20 protein-coding genes are annotated in these 17,070 nt (G+C 59.8%); 12 read left to right on the forward strand and 8 right to left on the reverse strand.

Annotation, left to right across the window (positions count from 1 at the left end):
* Positions 1-134: 134 nt before the first annotated feature.
* Genes DSM110093_RS08940 through grxD form a run of 3 tightly spaced genes read left to right on the forward strand, consistent with a single transcriptional unit; the run spans position 135 to position 1,082 of the window.
* A complete protein-coding gene (locus tag DSM110093_RS08940; protein WP_067629149.1) occupies positions 135-371 on the forward strand; it encodes a BolA/IbaG family iron-sulfur metabolism protein in 237 nt (78 codons plus the stop codon).
* A gap of 29 nt (positions 372-400) precedes the next feature.
* Entirely contained in the window at positions 401-718 is a 318-nt protein-coding gene (locus tag DSM110093_RS08945) for a hypothetical protein (protein ID WP_243264727.1), read from the forward strand.
* Between the two features lies 1 nt (position 719).
* Positions 720-1,082: a Grx4 family monothiol glutaredoxin gene (gene grxD, locus DSM110093_RS08950; protein ID WP_093926007.1), complete on the forward strand. Its 363-nt coding sequence runs from the start codon at positions 720-722 to the stop codon at positions 1,080-1,082.
* A gap of 96 nt (positions 1,083-1,178) precedes the next feature.
* Here grxD and rpiB read toward each other — a convergent pair whose 3' ends face one another.
* From rpiB to DSM110093_RS08970, 4 genes are all read right to left on the reverse strand, one after another.
* On the reverse strand, positions 1,179-1,628 hold the full coding sequence (gene rpiB / locus DSM110093_RS08955) for a ribose 5-phosphate isomerase B (protein ID WP_243264728.1): 450 nt from the start codon (positions 1,626-1,628) through the stop codon (positions 1,179-1,181).
* Positions 1,629-1,732: 104 nt separating this feature from the next.
* On the reverse strand, positions 1,733-2,068 hold the full coding sequence (locus tag DSM110093_RS08960) for an MliC family protein (RefSeq protein ID WP_243264729.1): 336 nt from the start codon (positions 2,066-2,068) through the stop codon (positions 1,733-1,735).
* Complete coding sequence (locus DSM110093_RS08965) at positions 2,065-2,457, reverse strand: cell division protein ZapA (RefSeq protein ID WP_093926004.1); 393 nt, start codon at positions 2,455-2,457, stop codon at positions 2,065-2,067. The genes DSM110093_RS08960 and DSM110093_RS08965 overlap by 4 nt, the downstream gene beginning before the upstream one ends.
* Positions 2,457-3,032: a hypothetical protein gene (locus DSM110093_RS08970; protein WP_243264730.1), complete on the reverse strand. Its 576-nt coding sequence runs from the start codon at positions 3,030-3,032 to the stop codon at positions 2,457-2,459. Before DSM110093_RS08970 ends, DSM110093_RS08965 begins: the two co-directional genes overlap by 1 nt.
* A gap of 316 nt (positions 3,033-3,348) precedes the next feature.
* On the opposite strand from DSM110093_RS08970, the gene tkt reads away from it, so the two are divergent.
* Positions 3,349-5,364 (forward strand): transketolase, encoded by a 2,016-nt coding sequence (tkt, locus tag DSM110093_RS08975; RefSeq protein WP_243264731.1) that lies wholly within the window; start codon positions 3,349-3,351, stop codon positions 5,362-5,364.
* Between the two features lie 90 nt (positions 5,365-5,454).
* Here the strand turns inward: tkt and DSM110093_RS08980 are convergent, their stop codons facing one another.
* The gene (locus tag DSM110093_RS08980) at positions 5,455-6,429 is read right to left on the reverse strand and encodes a DUF808 domain-containing protein (protein WP_243264732.1); all 975 of its coding nucleotides are present in this window, start codon (positions 6,427-6,429) and stop codon (positions 5,455-5,457) included.
* Positions 6,430-6,646: 217 nt separating this feature from the next.
* On the opposite strand from DSM110093_RS08980, the gene gap (DSM110093_RS08985) reads away from it, so the two are divergent.
* The 3 genes from gap (DSM110093_RS08985) (at position 6,647) to gap (DSM110093_RS08995) (ending at position 8,963) form a co-directional block, all read left to right on the forward strand.
* Positions 6,647-7,648, forward strand: a complete 1,002-nt coding sequence (gene gap, locus DSM110093_RS08985) for a type I glyceraldehyde-3-phosphate dehydrogenase (protein WP_243264733.1) — start codon at positions 6,647-6,649, stop codon at positions 7,646-7,648.
* A 58-nt stretch (positions 7,649-7,706) separates the two neighbouring features.
* A complete protein-coding gene (locus DSM110093_RS08990) occupies positions 7,707-7,850 on the forward strand; it encodes a hypothetical protein (RefSeq protein WP_167360176.1) in 144 nt (47 codons plus the stop codon).
* Between the two features lie 111 nt (positions 7,851-7,961).
* Positions 7,962-8,963 carry a type I glyceraldehyde-3-phosphate dehydrogenase gene (gene gap, locus DSM110093_RS08995; RefSeq protein ID WP_243264734.1) on the forward strand — a complete coding sequence of 334 codons (1,002 nt, stop codon included), beginning with the start codon at positions 7,962-7,964 and terminating at the stop codon, positions 8,961-8,963.
* Between the two features lie 106 nt (positions 8,964-9,069).
* Here the strand turns inward: gap (DSM110093_RS08995) and coaD are convergent, their stop codons facing one another.
* The 3 genes from coaD to DSM110093_RS09010 all read right to left on the reverse strand — a co-directional run bounded on the left by coaD (position 9,070) and on the right by DSM110093_RS09010 (position 11,097).
* Positions 9,070-9,567, reverse strand: coding sequence for a pantetheine-phosphate adenylyltransferase (coaD, locus tag DSM110093_RS09000; protein ID WP_243264735.1), 498 nt, complete (start codon positions 9,565-9,567; stop codon positions 9,070-9,072).
* 113 nt (positions 9,568-9,680) lie between these two features.
* Entirely contained in the window at positions 9,681-10,115 is a 435-nt protein-coding gene (locus DSM110093_RS09005; RefSeq protein ID WP_243264736.1) for a CBS domain-containing protein, read from the reverse strand.
* A 61-nt stretch (positions 10,116-10,176) separates the two neighbouring features.
* Positions 10,177-11,097, reverse strand: a complete 921-nt coding sequence (locus DSM110093_RS09010) for a LysR family transcriptional regulator (RefSeq protein WP_243264737.1) — start codon at positions 11,095-11,097, stop codon at positions 10,177-10,179.
* Positions 11,098-11,208: 111 nt separating this feature from the next.
* Here DSM110093_RS09010 and DSM110093_RS09015 point away from each other — a divergent pair, with 111 nt between their 5' ends.
* The 5 genes from DSM110093_RS09015 (at position 11,209) to mmsB (ending at position 17,028) form a co-directional block, all read left to right on the forward strand.
* Entirely contained in the window at positions 11,209-12,708 is a 1,500-nt protein-coding gene (locus DSM110093_RS09015) for a CoA-acylating methylmalonate-semialdehyde dehydrogenase (RefSeq protein WP_243264738.1), read from the forward strand.
* A gap of 52 nt (positions 12,709-12,760) precedes the next feature.
* On the forward strand, positions 12,761-13,870 hold the full coding sequence (locus DSM110093_RS09020) for a carboxylate-amine ligase (protein WP_243264739.1): 1,110 nt from the start codon (positions 12,761-12,763) through the stop codon (positions 13,868-13,870).
* An 83-nt stretch (positions 13,871-13,953) separates the two neighbouring features.
* Positions 13,954-15,096 carry an acyl-CoA dehydrogenase family protein gene (locus DSM110093_RS09025; protein ID WP_243264740.1) on the forward strand — a complete coding sequence of 381 codons (1,143 nt, stop codon included), beginning with the start codon at positions 13,954-13,956 and terminating at the stop codon, positions 15,094-15,096.
* Between the two features lie 10 nt (positions 15,097-15,106).
* Positions 15,107-16,147 carry an enoyl-CoA hydratase/isomerase family protein gene (locus tag DSM110093_RS09030; RefSeq protein ID WP_243264741.1) on the forward strand — a complete coding sequence of 347 codons (1,041 nt, stop codon included), beginning with the start codon at positions 15,107-15,109 and terminating at the stop codon, positions 16,145-16,147.
* Positions 16,144-17,028: a 3-hydroxyisobutyrate dehydrogenase gene (gene mmsB, locus DSM110093_RS09035; RefSeq protein ID WP_243264742.1), complete on the forward strand. Its 885-nt coding sequence runs from the start codon at positions 16,144-16,146 to the stop codon at positions 17,026-17,028. The genes DSM110093_RS09030 and mmsB overlap by 4 nt, the downstream gene beginning before the upstream one ends.
* Positions 17,029-17,070: the final 42 nt, after the last annotated feature.

Consider the following 17,070-nt stretch of genomic DNA (forward strand, 5'->3'; position numbering starts at 1 on the left):
TACCTATCGGGGGTGCAGAGTGTGTTGCTTCACGGGCAAAGGTCAATGCGAGATCGGCGCAAGCCTTCGCCTTGCACGCAGCGCTATGCGGCACTACATCTAGGCCAAGCTAACACAGTAATCGGAGCCACCCCATGCCCATGCAAGCCAGCGAAATCGAAGACTTGATCCGCGCTTCCTTTCCTGACGCGAAAATCACCGTCGAAGGCAATGACGGCGTGCATATGGCGGCCATGGTCGTGGATGAGAGTTTCCGTGGCATGAACCGCGTACAGCAGCAGCGCGCCGTCTATGCGGCCCTGAAGGGCAAGATGGACGGATCAAACGGCGATCTGCATGCGCTGGCGCTGACCACACGGACGCCAGACTAACGATGTGGGGCTGGACCGCAGGAGTTGTTTTGGGCGGGATCGCCGCAATTGCTTTTGTTCAGCACCGCATGCAGCGCGGGCGGCATGTGCCCTTGTCGCAGCGCCAACCTCCGCGCCCTGAGACCGGCAAAGTGCCACTGGGGATGGAGGCGACCGATCTTGATGTCGTGGCCAGTGCGGCACGGCGCAACGAAAGCCTAGAACGCGGGCACACGAATTGGACCAAGAAACAAGGCGGTTTCTTTCTCGGCGGGGCCGAGTTGGACGTAAAGCCTTGGGCCGACGATGAAACCTATGCGCGGCGCTACCATGCTGCGTTCAAGAAATCAGATGTGAAGGACAAATGACATGAGCGATGCCTCAAGCCAGATCAAAGAACAAATCTCCAAAAGCGATGTTGTGCTGTTTATGAAAGGCACCAAGGAAATGCCGCAGTGCGGTTTCTCCAGCCGCGTGGCCGGGGTTCTGAACTATATGGGCGTTGAATATAGCGATGTGAACGTGCTGGCCGACGAAGGTCTGCGTCAAGGGATCAAAGATTTCTCTGACTGGCCGACCATTCCCCAGCTTTACGTCAAAGGCGAATTCGTCGGCGGCTGTGACATCATCACCGAGATGACGCTGTCGGGCGAGTTGGATACGCTTTTTGCCGAGAACGGCGTGACCTTTGATAAAGACGCTGCGGATAAGATCCGCGAAGCCAACGGCTGAGACGGCTTCGGACTGTCGACAATTTAAGGACCCCGGACGCCTATTGCCGCGCCGGGGTCTTTTTTATCTCTGGTACCTTAGGTCTACCCTCCGGGTTCAGTCCTCAATCGCCGTGATCATATCGACGCGGCGGCCATGACGCCCGCCTTCAAACTCGGTATCGAGAAAGGCATCCACGATCTCAAGCGCAATCCCGGCACCGATCACACGCGCACCCATCGACAGCATATTCGCGTCATTATGCGCGCGGATCATCTTGGCCGAGAATGTATCGGCACAGACGCCGCAGCGAATGCCCTTGACCTTATTGGCCGCCATCATGATGCCCTGCCCCGTGCCGCAGATCAGAATGCCAAGGTCGAACTCTCCGGCTGCAATGCGCCGTGCGGCGGCTTCTCCGTGTTTGGGGTAATCGGTGCTTTCCGCCGTGGCCGGACCAATATCTTCGACTGTAAAACCACGATTGGCGATATGCCGGGCGATGTCTTGGCGTAGGGCGATGTCAGCGTGGTCGCTAGAGATGATGATGCGGGGTTTGGCGGTCATGGGATGGCGTCCTGATTGCTATGGGCGAGAAAGACAGCGCGGATGGGGCGCTTTTCGCGCCCCCCAGAGCATATTGCTGCCTGCGCCGCAATCCCGTGGTTGGATCAATCCTGCGGCACGCAATCGTTATAGATTGGTGTCACCGCGTCGCTAGCGCCATCCCGCCAACCCAAGCGCGCGCGGCCCTGATGCTCCCACCATTGATAGGACACCCCATCCGACGGCCAACCATACCGCGCACCAGAGGCAGAAGGCATGGTCTGTAGATTGATCAGCTGCCCTTCAACATAGAGCACCGCCACAGCGGGGTCTGCATCGGGGACATAGACCACCGGAACCGACGCGCCGCGCTCGCAGAGATAGGTGATCGCGATGGTCTCAGCGCCGGCGGGCAAGGCCCAGAGCGACGCACAAAGGGCCACTCTGATCGCCCTGCTCATTTGTCCGACTTTTCCTCAACCTCGGCAGCGAGCGCTTCGGCCCGTGCGGCAATCTCGGCCAGCGTGTCTTTGACGCTCTGCGGCACAACGGGCACTTCAATACGTTCAGGCTCGATCTTGGTGTTGCGCAGGCTTGTCAGCTCCGCTTCACGTTCGGCCAATTCGGCGCGCACTTCGGCAATGCGGTCTTCGACGCTGGCTGTTTTGTCGGCCAACAACAGGCCCGCCATAAGCAGCATTCGCGCCTCGGGCATGCGGCCCACTTGATCGCTCAGCACATTGGCTTCGTCGTCCAACATCTTGGCGGCGGCATGCAAATAGCTTTCTTCACCTTCCTGACAGGCGACCTCAAACTGGCGGCCGCCGATGGTGATCCGTATCTCGGGCATCAGTCGGCCCCTCCTGACTTGGGTTCTTCTTCGGCGCTCTCATCCTCGGTGCTATCTTCAGCACCATTTTTAGTAGTCTCCTCGGGGGCGTCTTCGGCCGCAAGTGCCTCAGGCTCACCCTCTTCGACCAGAGGCGCCAGCGCAGTCAGCACGGCGTCAATCTCGGCCATCTCAATCGCGCGTGTGGCGCGCAGGCTTTCCAACTCGGCAATCACGGCGGTGTCGATCAATTTGGGGTCGGCGAGCCCTTCGGCATTGGCCAGACGCAACTGTTCACAGGCCGCCGACAACTGCTCATTCGCCTGACGCAGACGCTGCACGTCCATATCAAGCTGGGTCATCCGGTCATCGTTGAAATCCATCTGTTCGCGCAGGACAGCGAGATCGCTTTGATGGCTTTCCTTCAAGCCCTTCAGCCGTTCGGTCAGTTGGGCATTGGCCTGACGCTCATCTTCCAGCGCCTGCACGATATCCTCATCCGGCTCAGCCGGGGCGGCGTTCAGCTGATCCAGCCCCTTCGCCATCCGGTCCATCGCGGCCGTGATGCGGCGTTGATATTCTTCAAGTTCACTCATCCGCATGAAGTCTCCTTGTTCGTCCTGCTCTAGGGGCCGCATTATTTGCCTGCCGTGCCCATTGTTGGCTGCCGTTCTGGGCAGATAGCGCGCGCCTTGCACAATGTCACGCGCGCGAATCGCGGTAATAAGCCGGTTTCCGCAATCCTAGCCAAAGCGCGCGCGAATTGCGCCCCCCTTTCGTTTCAGCAGCTTGAGCAGCGGAGTTCATCTCAGAGCGTGCTCTGCGCGGGCAATGCAGCCCGGTTGTGCTTGAACTTTGCCCGATCACTGGTATGCACAGGCCCAATCTGCCACAGCCGCAAAGGAACGCCCCGTGGATCTGACAGCCCTCGCACGCGCAAACCCCGATCACTGGTCCAAGGCCACCGCCATTCGCGCGCTGACCCTCGATGCCGTCGCCGCCGCCAATTCCGGCCACTCTGGCATGCCGATGGGCATGGCCGATGTGGCCACCGTGCTCTTTGAAAAGCACCTGAAATTTGATGCATCCAACCCGCTCTGGCCTGATCGTGACCGGTTTATCCTGTCGGCGGGCCACGGCTCCATGCTGATCTACTCGCTGCTGCACCTGACGGGCTATGAGCAGTTCCCCATCGAAGAACTGAAGAACTTCCGCCAGATGGGCGCGCGCACAGCCGGGCACCCTGAAAACTTCCTCGCCGACGCGATTGAAACCACCACCGGCCCGCTCGGCCAAGGCATCGCCAATTCGGTCGGTTTCGCCATGGCCGAAGAGATGCTGCGCGCTCAGTACGGCTCAAAGGTCGTGGATCACCACACCTATGTCATCGCGGGCGACGGCTGCTTGATGGAAGGCGTCAGCCAAGAGGCGATCACCCTCGCGGGTCGCCACAAACTGAGCAAGCTCATCGTGATGTGGGACAACAACAACATCACCATCGACGGCCCCGTGTCCCTGTCGGACAACACCGATCAGGTCGCACGCTTTAAAGCGGCCCAGTGGCATGTGATCGAAATCGACGGCCACAACCCCGATGAGATCGACGCGGCCCTGACCGAGGCGAAAGCCACTGACCTGCCCACGATGATCGCCTGCAAAACCCATATCGCCTTGGGCCACGCGGCCCAGGACACGTCCAAAGGCCACGGCGCTTTGACGGACGCCGACCAGATGGCCGAAGCCAAGAAGGCTTACGGCTGGACAACCGGCCCCTTCGAAGTGCCCGCTGACGTGAAATCCGCATGGGAAGAGATCGGCAAACGCGGAGTCGAAGCACGCCGCGAATGGGAAGAGCGTTTCGACAAGATGCCCCGCGCCAAGCGCGAGACCTTCAACCGCGCACTGGCGTTGGAAGCGCCCAAAAAGATGAGCGCGACTATCAAAGCCTTCAAAAAGCAGGTCTCTGAAACCGCGCCCAAGATGGCAACCCGCGCGGCGAGCGAGAAAGCCCTCGAAGTGCTGAACCCGATCCTGCCCGAAACGGTTGGCGGCTCGGCGGACCTGACCGGCTCGAACAACACCAAGACCTCTGATCTAGGTGTCTTCGACGTGGACAACCGTGGCGGGCGCTATGTCTACTGGGGCATCCGCGAGCACGGCATGGCGGCGGCGATGAACGGTATGGCGCTGCACGGCGGCATCCGTCCCTATGGCGGCACCTTCATGTGTTTCACCGACTATGCGCGCCCTTCCATGCGTCTGGCAGCGCTGATGCAGATCCCCACCGCCTTTGTCATGACCCACGACAGCATCGGTCTCGGCGAAGACGGCCCGACCCACCAGCCGGTCGAGCATCTGGCGATCAGCCGTGCCACACCTAACACTTACGTCTTCCGCCCCGCCGACGCGGTGGAAACGGCAGAAGCTTGGGAAATCGCCTTCACCTCCAAAACCACGCCGTCCGTCCTGTCGCTGACCCGTCAGGGCCTGCCGACCGTGCGTCTGGAGCATAAGAACAACAACCTCACCGAAAAAGGCGCCTATGTGCTGGCAGATGCCGAGGGCAAGCGACAGGTCATCCTGATAGCCTCGGGTTCAGAAGTGCATGTGGCATTGGCCGCGCGTGATCTGCTCCAAGCCGAAGGCATCGGCACCCGCGTCGTTTCCATGCCCTGTATGGAGTTGTTCGCCGCACAGGATGAGGCCTACCGCAAGCGCGTTCTGCCCGGTGGTGCCGTGCGTGTCGGCGTCGAAGCAGGCGTGCGTCAGGGCTGGGATCAATGGCTCTTTGGCGAGCGCGGCAAATACGGCAAGGCGGACTTCGTCGGTATGGACCGGTTCGGTGCCTCTGCCCCGGCGGAAGAACTGTTCGAGCGTTTCGGCTTCACCGCCGAGAATGTCGCTGAGAAAGCCAAAGCGTTGCTCTGATCCACGGATCATAGTACGCCAACAAAAAAGGGGGCGACGGTTCAACCGTCGCCCCCTTTTCTATTTTGCTCTTTAAAATGCGCGCTGTGGTTAGACAGCCGCCTTGTGAAAGACCTTGCGCCAGACCGGCGTAATGATTTTCTCCCCCACCGGGATCAGCAGCAGGCCAAGCGCCAAACCAAAGACCCCGTCAAAGGCAGCCGTCGTTGTCCACTCCACAGCCCCTTCAAACCTTGCGGGCACCGCATGGCCCACGGTGACTGCCACGTCGTGAATCCAGTCGTAAGGCGCCGCAAAGCCCATCTGCTCTAGCCCGTGGATAATGATCGACCCGCCAACCCAAAGCATTGCGGCCGTACCGACGATCGTCAGCAACTTCAGAAAGCCGGGCATCGCCCGCACCAAGCCACGCCCCAACGTCCGCGTCAGGCTAAGCCGACCACGGTTTGCCATCACCAGCCCCAGATCGTCCATCTTCACGATCAAAGCGACCGCACCATAGACCGCGACCGTGATCATCACCGCCACCGCCGCCAGTGTCGCCGCTTCCATCCAGAAATTGCTTTCCGGGATCGCCGACAACGCAATGGTCATAATCTCTGCCGAGAGGATAAAGTCGGTCTTGATCGCCCCGGCGGCCTTCTGCTCTTCCAGATGCGCGGGGTCTTCAATCACCTTCTCCTTGTCGGGGTAATCCTCATGACCATGGCTCCAGCCAAGCGCATGAGCAACCTTCTCAGCCCCCTCAAAACACAGATAAGCGCCACCCAGCATCAACAGCGGTGAGATCGCCCAAGGCGCGAAATTCGCCAAAAGCAACCCGACGGGCAGCAGATACACCAGCTTGTTGCGCAACGAACCTTTTGTGATCCGCCAAATCACCGGCAGCTCACGTTCGGCCTTGAACCCATGCAGATACTTCGGCGTCACCGCTGCGTCGTCAATCACCGCGCCCGCCGCCTTTGAACCCGCCTTGGCCGCCTGCCCGATCACGTCATCCACGCTCGCCGCCGCAACTTTGGCGATGGCCGCCACGTCATCCACAAGTGCCAGTAAACCGCTCATTCCATGCCCCTTTTTGCGTGTTGCAACCGAAGTAGCATGTGCAGCCCATCTGGCAAGCCCGAAGCCGCGGCGACCTTTACCGCTAACATGCAGGTTTAACGCTAACATATGGAAATCATTTGGTTTTGCCCCTTTCCCCTGCCTGCCTTGGGCGGATATAGAACGCGCGACCCCGACATACGGCCCCGATCGCACGGCCCATGACAAGGAATGCACCATGACCATCAAAGTTGGCATCAACGGATTTGGCCGCATCGGCCGCTGCACCCTCAGCCATATCGCGGCCTCGGGGCGCGATGATATCGAAGTGATCAAGGTGAACGCCACCGGCCCTCTCAGCACTGCCGCGCATCTCATCAAATACGACTCCGTCCACGGCCGCTTCCCCGGCGAAGTCTCTGTCGACGGCGGCTATATGAACCTCGGCCAAAACGACATCGAGATGATGTCGAGCTATAACCTCGAAGAGCTAGACTGGTCCGGCTGTGACGTGGTTCTGGAATGCACTGGCAAGTTCAACGACGGCAACAAAGCCAACGTTCACCTCAAGAACGGTGCCAAACGGGTTCTCCTCTCCGCGCCCGGCAAAAACGTCGATAAGACAATCGTCTACGGCGTGAATGACGACCAGCTCACCGCTTCTGACCGGATGATTTCCAACGGGTCTTGCACCACCAACTGTCTCGCGCCGCTGGCCAAAGTCATGCATGACGCTGTGGGCATCGAAAGCGGCCTGATGACGACGATCCACAGCTACACCGGCGATCAGCCGACGCTCGACCGCCGCCACGATGACCTCTACCGCGCCCGCGCCGCCGCCATGGCGCTGATCCCCACCTCCACGGGGGCCGCCAAAGCTCTGGGCGAAGTGCTTCCCGCGCTCAAAGGCAAGCTCGACGGCACCGCCATGCGCGTGCCCACGCCCAACGTCAGCGCCGTAGACCTGACCTTCCAAGCCAGCCGCGACGTCACCGTCGAAGAAATCAACGCCGCCGCGCGCGCCGCGGCCGATGGCCCAATGAACCGCGTGCTGGCCTATGATCCCGAACAGAAGGTCAGCATCGACTTCAACCATACTGAGCAAAGCTGCATCTTTGCCCCCGACCAGACCATCGTCGTGGCGGGCCGCACCGTGCGCGTGCTGGGCTGGTACGACAACGAATGGGCCTTCTCGGTCCGCATGGCCGATGTCGCCGTCGCCATGGGCAAACTGGGCTAAGGCTTGCACGGCGGGGGCGTGGCTGTAATATCAGGCCAACCCCGCCCGGAGCCGCGCCATGACCAATCCTATCGCCATCGTGCTGGCCCTCGTGATCGCCGGGGCGATGCTGGTTGATATTTATTCCTATGGCGCAGAGCATATGATCTATCTCGGCAAAAAGCTCTTTGACTTGATTGAGTGGATCGCCTTCTGGCGGTAAGCAGCCGACGCCCTCAGAAACATTGTATCGGTACTTTTTTCACCCCTGTTGATCCGTTGACACCACGGCGCAGAGGCGCATCGTCGGCGTTGATCGAATGAAAGTACCGCAATGTCTGTGAACCTCGCTATCAATGGCTTTGGCCGCATTGGCCGCAACATCCTGCGCGCCCTGATGGAACGGGCGCCTGGTGATCTGAAAATCGTTGCAATCAACGATCTCGCGCCGCTGGACACACTCGCACATTTATTCGAGTTCGATTCCATCCATGGCCGCTACCCCCATGAAATCACTGTCTCGGATAGCCTGCTAGAAATCGGTCGCGGCCCGATCCGCGTCACCCACGAAGCAGCCCCCGAAAATCTCTCGTGGGCCGATGTCGATCTGGTCTTGGAATGCACAGGCCGCTTCCGTGACGTCACTCAGGCCGCGCGCCACCACACCAATGGATCGGGCCGCGTCCTGCTTTCCGCCCCTGCCCGTGGTCACGCGAAAACCATCTGCTACGGGGTCAACCACAACGACATCAACCCCAAAGACCGCATCGTCTCCAACGCCTCCTGCACCACCAATTGCCTCGTGCCTGTCGCCCATGTGCTGAACGAACACTTCGGCATCACGCGCGGGCATATGACAACTGTCCACAGCTACACCGGCAACCAACCGCTCCACGACAGCTCCCATGACGACCTTTACCGCGCCCGCGCCGCGGCGCTTTCGATGATCCCAACCAGCACCGGCGCTGCGGAAACCTTGGGACTTGTCTTGCCAAAACTCGCTGGCCGGATAACCGGCACCGCTGTGCGCGTGCCCACCGCCAATGTATCCTGCATTGACCTCGTGGTGGAGCTAGAGCGCGAAACAACCGAAGCCGACGTGAACGCCGCTATGCACGCAGCCGCCAAAGGCGCGCTTAATAGAATCCTATCGGTCACCGACCGCAAGCTGGTCTCGACCGATTTCAATCACGACCCCCACAGCGCCATCTTCGCCACGGATCAAACGGCGCTACAAGGCAACTTGCTGCGCGTGCTGGCATGGTACGACAACGAATGGGCCTTTTCGAACCGCATGCTTGACACCGCCGGGATCATAGCCAACCAGCCCCACTAACCAAATAGGGCGCGGCCCCCATTCCAGCGCTGCGCCCTACTATTTCATCCTTTTAAAAATACCGTGCAGAACCGAGCCTCACCCGCCCCGCTCGCCGCTCCAGACGCTACATCTGTGCAAACCGTTCAATCAGCACTTCATTCACCGCTGGTGTCACAAACTTGCTGACATCCCCATCCAACCGCGCGATCTCTTTTACCAGCTTGCTGGCGATCGCCTGATGGGTGGCTTCGGCCATCAGAAAGACCGTCTCAATAGAATCGTCCAACTGGCGGTTCATGCCGACCATCTGGAACTCATATTCAAAATCCGACACCGCGCGCAGGCCGCGCACGATGGTCTGCGCGCCGACATCACGGGCACAATCGATCAGCAGGTTCTCAAAAGGATGCACGACGATCTCAACACCGGTTTCTTCGGCCAATTGCACACATTCCGCCTCGATCAGTGCGACACGTTCCTCAAGGCTGAATAGCGGGCCTTTGTCACGGTTGATCGCCACACCGATCACCAAACGGTCAACCATGCGGGCAGCACGGCGGATAATGTCGATATGCCCCAGCGTGATCGGGTCGAATGTACCGGGGTATAGGGCTATGCGCATGAAATTGTCCTGAGTGTCTGCTGTGTTGCGCCGCAGCCAACCATTTCACCGCCCCAAGCGCAAGTCAGTTAGCGGTAGCGGTGGCCGCGGCAGCCCGTCACAACCACAGAACGTCAGTGACCCATGATCATACCCTCAAGGGCTTGTTTCTCCATCGATAGCTCTTGCAACTGGGCCTTCACCACATCGCCCAGAGAGATCAGGCCCACCAGTTCGCCATCCTCCAGCACTGGCATATGGCGAAAGCGCCCATCGGTCATTTTCTGCAAAATCGCGTCAGAGCGGTCATCGCGGCTGCAGGTGACCAATTTGGTCGTCATGATGCTCTCGACCGCTTGTTGCAGACAACCCGCACCCTGACGACCCAGTTCGCGCACAATGTCGCGCTCAGAGAGAATCCCGTCTGGCGTCTTGCCATCGGCAGAAATCACCAGCGTACCGATCCGCTTTTCTGCAAGCATCGCTGCTGCCTCGGAAATCGCCAGTCCGGGTTTGGTCGTGACCACTTTATCGTCCGGTTTGGTCTTAAGAATTTGCGATACGAGCACTTGGCGCCTCCTTCGTTGCACGGCAAAGAGAAGTCCAGCGTCACCGCGAAATCCTTTTCTGTCAAGCTTTTGGCGCAGCTTGCCCTGCGGTGGCGGCCTCCAGCCGCGCGGTTTCGGCCCGCAACCCCACCGCCAGCGCCTCGGCAAAGGCGGCCAGCCGGGCATTGCGGCGATCATCGGCGTGGCGGATCAGATAGAAGGCGCGTTTTAGGCTAACCGCATCGGTCAGAATACGCCGCACTCCCGGCGTCGCAGCGAGTGAAAAGTCATGCGCCACGCCAATTCCCCCACCCTGTTGGATCATCCGCACCTGCACAGAGACCGAATTAGACGCAAGTGCGACCCGGCTGACCCCCAGATCGGCAAGGTAATCCAACTCCCGATCAAAGATCATATCAGGGATGTAGCCAACCATCCGATGCCCTTGCAGATCTGTGACAGAGGTGACTTCGGGATGTTGTGCCAGATAGCTTTCGGCGGCAGCGAGATGCAGGTGATAATCCGTCACCTTTTGCACCACCAGCCGCCCCGCCGTAGGCGCACTCACCCCAATAGCCATATCCGCCTCACGCCGAGACAGATTGAACACGCGCGGCAGCGCGATGATCTGCACATCCAGACCGGGGTTTTCCGCAGCAATCGCCGCACAGACCTGCGGCAGCAAATAGTTCGCCGCCCCATCGGGTGCGCCCACACGGATCTGGCCTGTCAATTGATCGCTCTGTACCGGCACCCCGGCAGTCGCCGCGCGCATGGCTTGTTCCGCCCGTTCGGCCCGCTGCATCAGGTCGCTCCCCGCTTCAGTCAGCGCATAGCCTTGCGGGGATTTAACGAAGAGCACCGTTTGCAACGACTTTTCAAGCCGCGCCATACGACGGCCCAGCGTCGCCGGATCCAGCCGCAACAGTTTTCCCGCCCCTGAAAGGCTCTCCTCCCGCGCCACGGCGAGGAACAGCCGCAAATCGTCCCAGTTCTGCTCCATCCGTGCCCCCTTTCGCCATCTTGCAAAAATGCAAGACGGTTTTGCCATCCTTCCTCTGTTCCATTGCTTTTTGCAAGGCTATCGTGCCGCCAACCAAAGAGGAGACCGATCATGCAAGAGATGACCCATTACCTGAACGGCGAACACGTCAAAGGCACCTCCGGGCGCTTTGCCGATGTGATGAACCCCGCCACCGGCGAAGTGCAGGCGAAAGTGCCGCTCGCCAATGGCGACGAGCTGAACAAAGCCGTGGAATATGCCGCCGCCGCCCAACCTAAATGGGCCGCGACTAACCCGCAGCGCCGCGCCCGCGTGCTGATGAAGTTCGTCTCCCTGCTGAACCGCGACATGGACAAGCTGGCCGAGGCGCTGAGCCGTGAGCACGGCAAGACCCTGCCCGACGCCGCCGGTGATGTGCAGCGTGGCCTTGAAGTGGTGGAATACTGCATCGGCGCACCGGAACTGCTGAAAGGTGATTTCACCGACAGCGCGGGGCCAGGCATCGACATGTACTCCATGCGTCAGGCGCTTGGTGTGACCGCGGGCATCACGCCCTTCAACTTCCCCGCCATGATCCCGATGTGGATGTTCGCCCCTGCCATCGCCTGCGGCAACGCCTTTATCCTCAAGCCGTCCGAGCGTGACCCGTCCGTGCCGCTGATGCTGGCCGAACTGCTGGAAGAAGCCGGTCTACCCAAGGGCATCATTCAGGTCGTCAACGGCGACAAAGAAGCGGTCGACGCGATCCTGCACCATGACGTGATCCAGTCGGTGGGCTTCGTGGGCTCCACCCCGATTGCCGAATACATCTACGCAACCGGCTGTGCCAACGGCAAGCGCGTGCAGTGTTTCGGTGGCGCCAAGAACCACATGATCATCATGCCCGACGCAGACATGGACCAAGCCGCCGATGCGCTGATCGGCGCGGGCTACGGTGCTGCGGGCGAACGCTGCATGGCGATTTCCGTGGCCGTGCCGGTGGGCGACGAAACCGCCGACCGTCTGATCGAAAAGCTGGTGCCGCGCATCGAAAAGCTGAAAGTCGGTCCCTACACCTCCGGCAATGACGTGGACTACGGCCCGGTTGTGACAGCTGCCGCCAAGGCCAATATCGAACGTCTGGTGCAGTCCGGTATTGACCAAGGTGCAGAACTGGTTGTCGATGGCCGCGACTTCAAACTGCAAGGCTATGAGAACGGCTATTTCGTCGGCCCGCATCTGTTTGACCGCGCGACCAAGGACATGGACATCTACCAGCAGGAAATCTTTGGCCCCGTGCTGACATGTGTGCGTGCCAAGGACTACGAAGAGGCAATCGGCCTTGCGATGGACCACGAGTACGGCAACGGCACCGCGATCTTCACCCGTGACGGTGACGCGGCGCGTGACTTTGCCAACCGGATCAATGTCGGCATGGTCGGCGTCAACGTGCCGATCCCGGTGCCGCTGGCCTATCACACCTTTGGCGGATGGAAGAAATCCGTCTTTGGCGATTTGAACCAGCACGGCCCGGATGCGTTCAAGTTCTACACCCGCACTAAAACCGTAACGGCCCGCTGGCCGTCGGGCATCAAAGAGGGTGGCGAATTCTCCATCCCCGTGATGGAGTGATCCACCTGCCGGCCGCCTTCGGGCGGTCGGCCCCCTGCCAAAGGACAGGCCCATGCAATCCAAATTCACCATCGGGATCGAAGAAGAGTATCTGCTGGTTGATAAGGATTCTCTGGCATTGGCCGATGTCCCCGAAGCGCTGATGGACGCCTGCCGCGAAGCGCTACAGGATCAAGTTAGCCCCGAATTTCTCGCCTGTCAGATCGAGATTGGCACCAAACCCTGTGATACTGCCGCAGAAGCCCGCGACGATCTGTGCCACCTGCGCAGCACGATCGCCCGTCTGTCGGCTGCGCATAACCTTGCCCCTATCGCCGCGGCCTGCCACCCGTTCTCGGACTGGAAGACTCAGGAAACCACCGATAAGCGACGATATAGCCAGCTTGAGTCTGAGCTGGAGGACGTGGCCCGACGTATGCTGATCTGTGGGATGCATGTGCATGTGGGTATCGACAGCGATGATCTGCGTCTCGACCTGATGCCGCAACTGTCCTATTTCCTGCCGCATCTGCTGGCGCTGTCAGCGTCTTCTCCGTTCTGGCAAGGCGAGGACACTGGTCTTGCCTCCTACCGCATGGCCGTGATGGACAACATGCCGCGCACCGGGTTGCCGCCACAGTTCGACAGCTGGGCCGAATACGAACGTACAACGGGCACTTTAGTCGACCTTGGCATCATCGCTGACGCTTCCAAAATCTGGTGGGATCTGCGCCCTTCGGTGCATTATCCCACGCTTGAGGCGCGTATCTGTGACGTGCAACCGCGCCTTGACCATGCCATCGCCCTCGTCGCGCTGACCCAAGCGCTCTCCCGGATGCTGCTGCGCCTGCGTGACGGCAATCTTAGCTGGCGCAAATATGACCGGTTCCTAATCTCTGAAAACCGTTGGCGCGCCCAACGTTATGGTACCCGCAATACACTAATCGATTTTGGCGACCGGCAAATGACGGGGTTTGACACGCTGTTCGAAGAGATCTTGGGTCTTGTGGCTGAGGATGCCGAAGCACTTGGTTGCCTCGATGAAATTTGCACCCTGCGCGATGTCGCAAAAGGGGCCACATCGGCAGATCGCCAACGCAAGGTCTGGGACAGTGCGCCCGAGGGCAAAGGCGGCGAAGCCGTCGTTCGCCACTTGATGGAGGAATACCACGCCGACCTGTGAGCCTTGTTGCGACTCGGCTCGGCTGATAGAATTAAACAAGTGTTCAGTTACAAGAATACAAAGACATCAGGGAGAGAGCCGCGATGGATTTCGCATTGAACGAAGAACAGACCGCCATTTTCGACATGGCCCATGCCTTTGGGCAAGACAATATCGCCCCCCACGCCCATCAATGGGAAAAAGACGGCACCATCCCCAAAGACCTCTGGCCCCAGATCGGTGAATTGGGTTTCGGCGGCCTCTATGTCTCTGAGGAGTCCGGTGGCTCTGGTCTAAGTCGCCTTGACGCAACGCTTGTGTTTGAAGCGCTCAGCATGGCCTGCCCCTCCGTCGCGGCCTTTCTGTCGATCCACAACATGTGCGCCAAGATGCTGGACAATTTTGCCAGCGACGAAATGAAAGCGCGTGTGCTGCCCGGTGTGCTCAGCATGGATACCGTGCTCTCCTACTGCTTGACCGAACCCGGATCTGGCTCTGACGCCGCGGCCCTCAAGACCCGCTGCGAGCGGACCAATGACGGTTATACGCTCAACGGTACCAAGGCGTTCATTTCAGGCGGTGGCTACTCGGATGCCTATGTCACCATGGTCCGCACCTCAGAAGACGGTGCCAAGGGCGTCTCGACCGTCTATGTCGAGGATGGGACTGAGGGACTAAGCTTTGGCGGGCTGGAAGACAAAATGGGCTGGCGCAGCCAACCCACGGCCTTGGTGCAGTTTGACGACTGCAAGATCGGGGCCGAGAACCTTGTCGGTCAGGAAGGCAATGGCTTCAAATACGCGATGGCCGGGCTTGATGGCGGGCGGCTGAACATCTCGGCATGCTCGCTGGGGGCGGCGCAGACGGCGCTTACAAAAACACTGGAGTACATGGGCGACCGCAAGGCGTTTGGCCAGTCGATCGACCAGTTTCAAGGGCTTCAGTTCCGTCTTGCTGACATGGAGATCGAATTGCAGGCCGCGCGTACCTTCTTGCGGCAGGCGGCATGGAAGCTCGACACTGGCGCGCCGGATGCCACCAAATTCTGCGCCATGGCAAAAAAGTTCGTGACCGAAACCGGCAGCAAAGTCGTCGACCAATGTCTGCAATTGCACGGCGGTTACGGTTATCTTGCGGACTATGGGATCGAGAAACTGGTCCGAGATTTGCGGGTGCATCAGATCCTTGAAGGCACGAACGAGATCATGCGCGTCATCGTCGCCCGTGACATGCTGAAAAACCGCTGAGGGCTGTGCCATGAATGACATCCATATCCGCAAAACGGGCCGCGCCGGGCGCATCACCCTCACCCGCCCCAAGGCGCTTAACGCGCTAAGCTATGACATGTGCCTCGCCATCGAGGCCGCCGTGGACGATTGGCGCGAAGACCCAGACGTAGCGGTGATCATGCTGGATGCGGAAGGCGAAAAGGCCTTCTGCGCAGGCGGTGATGTGGCGCAGCTTTATGAAACTGGGCAAAGTGGCGATTACGCCTTTGCACGGCGTTTTTGGGCCGATGAATACCGGCTTAATAACAAACTGCACGGATATCCCAAACCAGTGATCTCTTTTATGCAGGGCTTCACCATGGGCGGCGGTGTCGGGCTAGGCTGTCACGGCTCGCACCGCGTGGTGGGCGAAAGCAGCAAGATTGCCATGCCTGAATGCGGCATTGGCTTGGTGCCCGACGTGGGCGGCTCTTTCCTCTTGGCGCAAGCCCCCGGACGTCTGGGCGAATACCTTGGCACCACCGGCGCGCGCATGGGTCCGGCGGATGTGCTGCACGCGGGGTTTGCGGATTACTTCATCACTGAGACGGAATGGCCCGCCCTCATCGCGCAACTTGAGGAGAATGGTGATCCCTTCATCCTCGACAAGGCCACGACACCCCCGCCAGCGGGTGAATTGGCTGACCTACAGACAGAGATTGATCACCTCTTCGCGGGTGAGACATTGAACGCGGTTATCGCCGCGGTGACGACAGCGAAGAGTGACTTTGCTGCCGAAACCCTCAAGATCTTGTGCCGCGGATCGCCTCTTTCCATGGCCTGTACACTCGAGATGCTGCGCCGCCTACGCGGCCCCGGTATTGGCATGATCCCAGCCTTGCAACAGGAATACCGCTATACATGGCGGGCGATGGAAAATGGCGATTTCATCGAAGGCGTGCGCGCGGCGATCATCGACAAAGACCGCAGCCCCAAGTGGCAGCACCATGGGGATGTGCCGCAGTCCGATGTCGACTCGATGCTTGCGCCTTTGGGCGATAACGAATTGAACTTGGAGGAAAATACATGAGCAATCTTACAATCGGCTTCATTGGTCTTGGCAATATGGGCGGTCCGATGGCGGCCAACCTTGCCGCGGCTGGCCATACCCTACGCGGCAATGATGTGGCTGGCACCACAGCCGAAGGCGTGGCAGAGGCCGCAACCATCGCCGAGGCGGTCGCAGGGGCAGACGTCGTCATCACCATGCTACCCAACGGCGCGATCCTGCGCCACGTGGCGGAAGAGGCCATCGCGCATATGGCACCCGGCGCGCTTTTGGTCGATTGCTCAACCGTGGACGTGGAAAGCGCCCGCTTTGTCGCGGAGGCCGCTCAGAAAGAGGGATTGCTCTTTGTCGATGCACCCGTCTCTGGTGGGATCGGCGGCGCGCAGGGCGGTACACTGACCTTCATGGCGGGCGGCGCTGAAGCCGCCTTTGAAAAGGCCAAACCGCTTTTTGATATCATGGGTCAAAAGGCCGTGCATTGTGGTGACGCAGGCGCAGGCCAAGCGGCGAAAATCTGTAACAACATGATCCTTGGCGCGACGATGATCGCTACCTGCGAAGCCTTTGCACTGGCAGATAAATTAGGTCTTGATCGGGAACGGATGTTCGATGTGGTCAGCACCTCTTCGGGCTATTCTTGGTCGATGAACGCCTATTGCCCAGCCCCCGGCGTCGGCCCGCAAACGCCCGCGGACAACGATTACAAACCAGGCTTTGCGGCAGAGCTGATGCTCAAAGACCTCGGTCTATCGCAGCAAGCAGCCGAAATGGCCGACGCCGATACCCCGATGGGCGCGCTGGCAAAGGAACTCTATTCCCGTTTCGTCGAAGAAGAAGGCGGCAAGGGAAAGGACTTTTCCGCCATGCTGCCCCGTTTCGAAAAGCGCGGCTGGCAGAGCTAATACGGTACAATGATGTGAACCGGAACGCCTGCCCCGCGCTTT

The organism is Sulfitobacter sp. DSM 110093, from assembly GCF_022788715.1.
In the GTDB taxonomy this organism is placed as follows: domain Bacteria; phylum Pseudomonadota; class Alphaproteobacteria; order Rhodobacterales; family Rhodobacteraceae; genus Sulfitobacter.